Origin of the sequence: uncultured Microbacterium sp. (genome assembly GCF_947632095.1) — a bacterium.
Taxonomy (GTDB): Bacteria; Actinomycetota; Actinomycetes; order Actinomycetales; family Microbacteriaceae; genus Microbacterium.
The window spans coordinates 1-3,583 of sequence record NZ_CANROA010000094.1 but is presented as its reverse complement, the minus strand read 5'-3'; the positions used below and the strand labels follow the sequence as shown (position 1 = coordinate 3,583).

Annotated in this window: 4 protein-coding genes; all 4 read left to right on the top strand. The window is 72.5% G+C overall.

Annotation, left to right across the window (positions count from 1 at the left end; genetic code table 11):
- A partial coding sequence (locus tag Q0Z66_RS12275; RefSeq protein WP_298041572.1) for an FAD-dependent oxidoreductase occupies nucleotides 1–704 on the top strand: 704 nt, incomplete at its 5' end.
- A complete protein-coding gene (locus Q0Z66_RS12270; RefSeq protein WP_298041570.1) occupies nucleotides 701–1,414 on the top strand; it encodes a phosphonatase-like hydrolase in 714 nt (237 codons plus the stop codon). The genes Q0Z66_RS12275 and Q0Z66_RS12270, both read left to right, overlap by 4 nt.
- Nucleotide 1,415: 1 nt before the next feature.
- Nucleotides 1,416–2,504, top strand: a complete 1,089-nt coding sequence (locus Q0Z66_RS12265; protein ID WP_298041568.1) for an alcohol dehydrogenase catalytic domain-containing protein — start codon at nucleotides 1,416–1,418, stop codon at nucleotides 2,502–2,504.
- A 19-nt stretch (nucleotides 2,505–2,523) separates the two neighbouring features.
- A complete protein-coding gene (locus Q0Z66_RS12260; protein ID WP_298041566.1) occupies nucleotides 2,524–3,465 on the top strand; it encodes a DMT family transporter in 942 nt (313 codons plus the stop codon).
- Nucleotides 3,466–3,583: the final 118 nt, after the last annotated feature.

Here is a 3,583-nt window from a genome sequence, read left to right as displayed (position 1 = left end):
CGTCGGCGATCGCCCGGCACCTGAGCGATATGGGCGTCGAGTTCCGCTTCCGCACCGCGGCGACCGCGGTCAGCGGTCGCGGCGTGCGCACGACCCGCGGCACGATCGACGCCGGACGCGTCGTCGTCGCGGCGAACCACGACCTCGATCAACTGCTTCCCGATCTCGCCGAGCAGCGGGGCATCGTGCGGTGCGCGCTCGACATGATGCGCGTCGGCGCCGATCTGCCGCGCGAGTTGGAGGCGCCGCTTCTGACGGGCTGGTCGCTGCTGCGCTACGGCCGCTTCGCGGAGTTCCCCGAGACCGCCGCGCTGCGCGAGAGGCTGCACGTCGAGAGGCCGGATCTGGCAGCGCTGGATCTCAACCAGATGTACACGCAGCTGCCGGACGGCTCGCTGATCCTCGGCGACTCGCACGCCCGCAGCATCCAGCCGGAGCCCTTCCAGCCGGAGGCGGCGTTCTCCGCCTTCCTCGACCAGGCACAGCACCTGTTCGAGACGGACGGCTTCCGGGTGCTCGAGCGCTGGCAAGGCGTCTACGCCTCGGGGCCGGACGAGTTCCTCATCGAGGAGCCGGAGCCCGGGCTGCACGTGATCGCCGCGACCACCGGCATCGGCATGACCTGCGGTCTCGGACTCGCCGAGCACACGCTTCAGACCGCATTCGACCGGGCGCTCGAGCCCGCACAGGGAGGAACCCCATGACCGCCATTGAACTCGTCGTCTTCGACATGGCCGGAACGACCGTGCGCGATGAGGGGATCGTCGAGCAGGCGTTCCAGCGCGCCGCGGAGCGCACCGGCGTCGCCGACCGGATGCCGTGGGAAGAGGCGCTGCAGTACGTGCGCGACACCATGGGGATGTCGAAGGTCGACGTCTTCACGCACCTCGCCGGCGGCGACATCGCGGCGGCGACCGCCGCGACCGCGCAGTTCGAGGGTGCCTACGCCGAGCTCATCGCCGAGCAGGGCGCGGCCGAGGTGCCGGGGGCCGCCGACACGATCCGCGCGCTGCGCGATGCGGGCATCACGGTCGCGCTGACCACGGGCTTCGCCCCGACGACGCGCGATGCCCTGCTGGATGCCCTCGGGTGGCGCGACCTCGTCGATGTCGCGCTGTCGCCCGCGGATGCCGGACGCGGCCGCCCCGCCCCCGATCTGATCCTCACGGCTCTGCTGCGCACGGCGACCAGCTCGGTGCGGGCCGTCGCCGTCGCGGGTGACACGAGCAGCGATGTGCTGTCGGGTCGCCGCGCCGGCGCCGGATTCGTCGCCGGGGTGCTCAGCGGGGCGCACGGAGCGGACGCCCTGCTCGCGGCGGGGGCGGATGCGGTTCTCGACGACGTCACCGCGATGCCGCTTGCGCTCGCCGAGCGCGGATTCGTCACCGACGGATTCCTGTCCCGGACGCCGTGAGATGCGCGTCCTCCTGCCGCACGACGAGCGCGAAGACGTCACCCTCCGCCCCGCCGCGACCGCGAAGGTCTGGCTCGGCGTCGGACAGAACCACGAGACCGTCGCGGTTCCCGGTGTCGCGCTCGGGCGCCACGACGTGCTCGTGGTGATCGAATTGTCGACCGTGTGCGGGTCGGATGTGCACACGGTATCCGGGCACCGCACAGCGCCTGCGCCCCTCGTCCTCGGCCACGAGAGCGTCGGCCGCATCATCGCGGTCGGCGAGGGTGGCGTCGAGGATGCCGAGGGGCAGACGCTGCGCGTCGGCGACCGCGTCGTCTGGTCGGTGACGGTCTCCTGCGGCACGTGCGACCGGTGCACAGCGGGGGTCGGACAGAAATGCCGGGCGCTCGCGAAGTACGGGCACGAGCGCATCGAGCCGCGGTGGGAGCTCACGGGCGGCTTCGCCACCCATGCCCACCTGCGCGCCGGAACGACGATCGTGCGGGTGCCCGAGGCTTTGCCGGCCGCGACGCTCGCCCCCGCCTCGTGCGCGACGGCGACGGCCTGGGCCGCCCTCGAGCGCGCCTCGCGCACGCACGCCCTCGAGACGGCCCGTGTGCTCGTCCTCGGTGCCGGGCTCGTGGGGCTCTCGGCCGTCGCGATCGCCGCGGATGCCGGCGCCGCGGTCACCGTCGTCGACCCCTCACCGCAGCGCCGGGCCTTCGCCGAGAAGTTCGGGGCGACGGCTCTTGCAACGCCCGGGGAGAACGCGGACATCGTGATCGAGGCATCCGGGCACGCGGTCGCGGATGCGCTCGCCGCCGCCGATGTCGCCGGGCACGTCATCCTCGTCGGGAGCGTGTTCCCGGCCGCGCCCGTCGGACTCGAGGCGGAAAGCGTCGTGCGACGGCTGCTCACGATCAGCGGCGTGCACAACTACACGGGACGTGACCTCGCGGGAGCCGCCGCATTCCTCGCCGGGAGGGGGAGGGGATACCCCTTCGACGAGGTCGTCGGCGCGCAGTACGGGCTCGACGACGTCGACGCGGCGCTCGCCGCCGCCTCCGCGCCCGGCGCGCCGCTGCGCATCGCCGTGAACCCGCGCTGAGAGCGGGCAGACTGGAGGGATGACCCCCGCAGCGACTTCCCGTCCGACGCTCGGTGCGGCACTGGTTCTCGGATCGTGCATCTCGCTGTCGTTCGGGGCGGCGATCGCCGCGCAGATCTTCCCCGTGCTCGGAGCCTGGGGAGTGACGGCACTGCGGCTGAGCGTCGCGGCGATCGTCATGCTCCTCGTCGTGCGTCCCGCCGTGCGCCGCTGGAACCGCACGCAGTGGAAGGCGGCGATCCTGTTCGGCGTCGCGCTCGGCGGCATGAACGGCTCGTTCTACGCCGCGATCGAACGCATCCCATTGGGACCCGCCGTCGCGATCGAGTTCCTCGGCCCGCTCGTCCTGTCGGCCCTGCTGACCCGTCGCCTCGCCGATACCGGGTGGCTCGTGCTCGCCGTCGTCGGCATCGTCCTGCTGGGCGTCGACGGCATGGTCGGCGCGCAGGACCTCGACCCGGTCGGCGTCGGCTTCGCCCTCATCGCCGCGGCGTTCTGGGCGTTCTACATCCGCGCCACGGCGCACGCCGGGGCCGTGATCCCCGGACGCGGCGCGCTCGCCGTCGGTTTCGTCGTCGCATCCGTCCTGCTCCTGCCCTTCGGCGTTCCGGCAGCCGTCGTCGTCGCCACGGACCCGATGCTCATCGTCCTCACGCTGGCGACCGCGCTGCTCGGCTCGCTCATTCCCTACACGCTGGAATTCTCGGCGCTGCGGATGGTGCCGCAACGGGTCTTCGGCATCCTGCTCAGCCTCGAACCCGCCACGGCCACCGTCGCCGGCTGGCTGCTGCTCGGTCAGATCGCCAGTCCTCTGCGGCTGCTCGCGATCGCCTTCGTCATGGCGGCGAGCATCGGGGTGAGTCTCGTCGGAGTCCGCCCGCGGCGGCGAACGGACTCCGTCTCCGGGCCGGACGACGGCCCGGAGGAGACGCCGCCGCTCAGCGAGCCGGCGACGCCGTGACGAGCGGGTATCGGCGGCGCAGCAGGATGCGCTGCACGAGCGTCCACACCACCGTCACGGTCAGATAGAGCGCGGCGGCCAGCGGCACGAACACCGCGAACACCGCGGTCAGGTAATG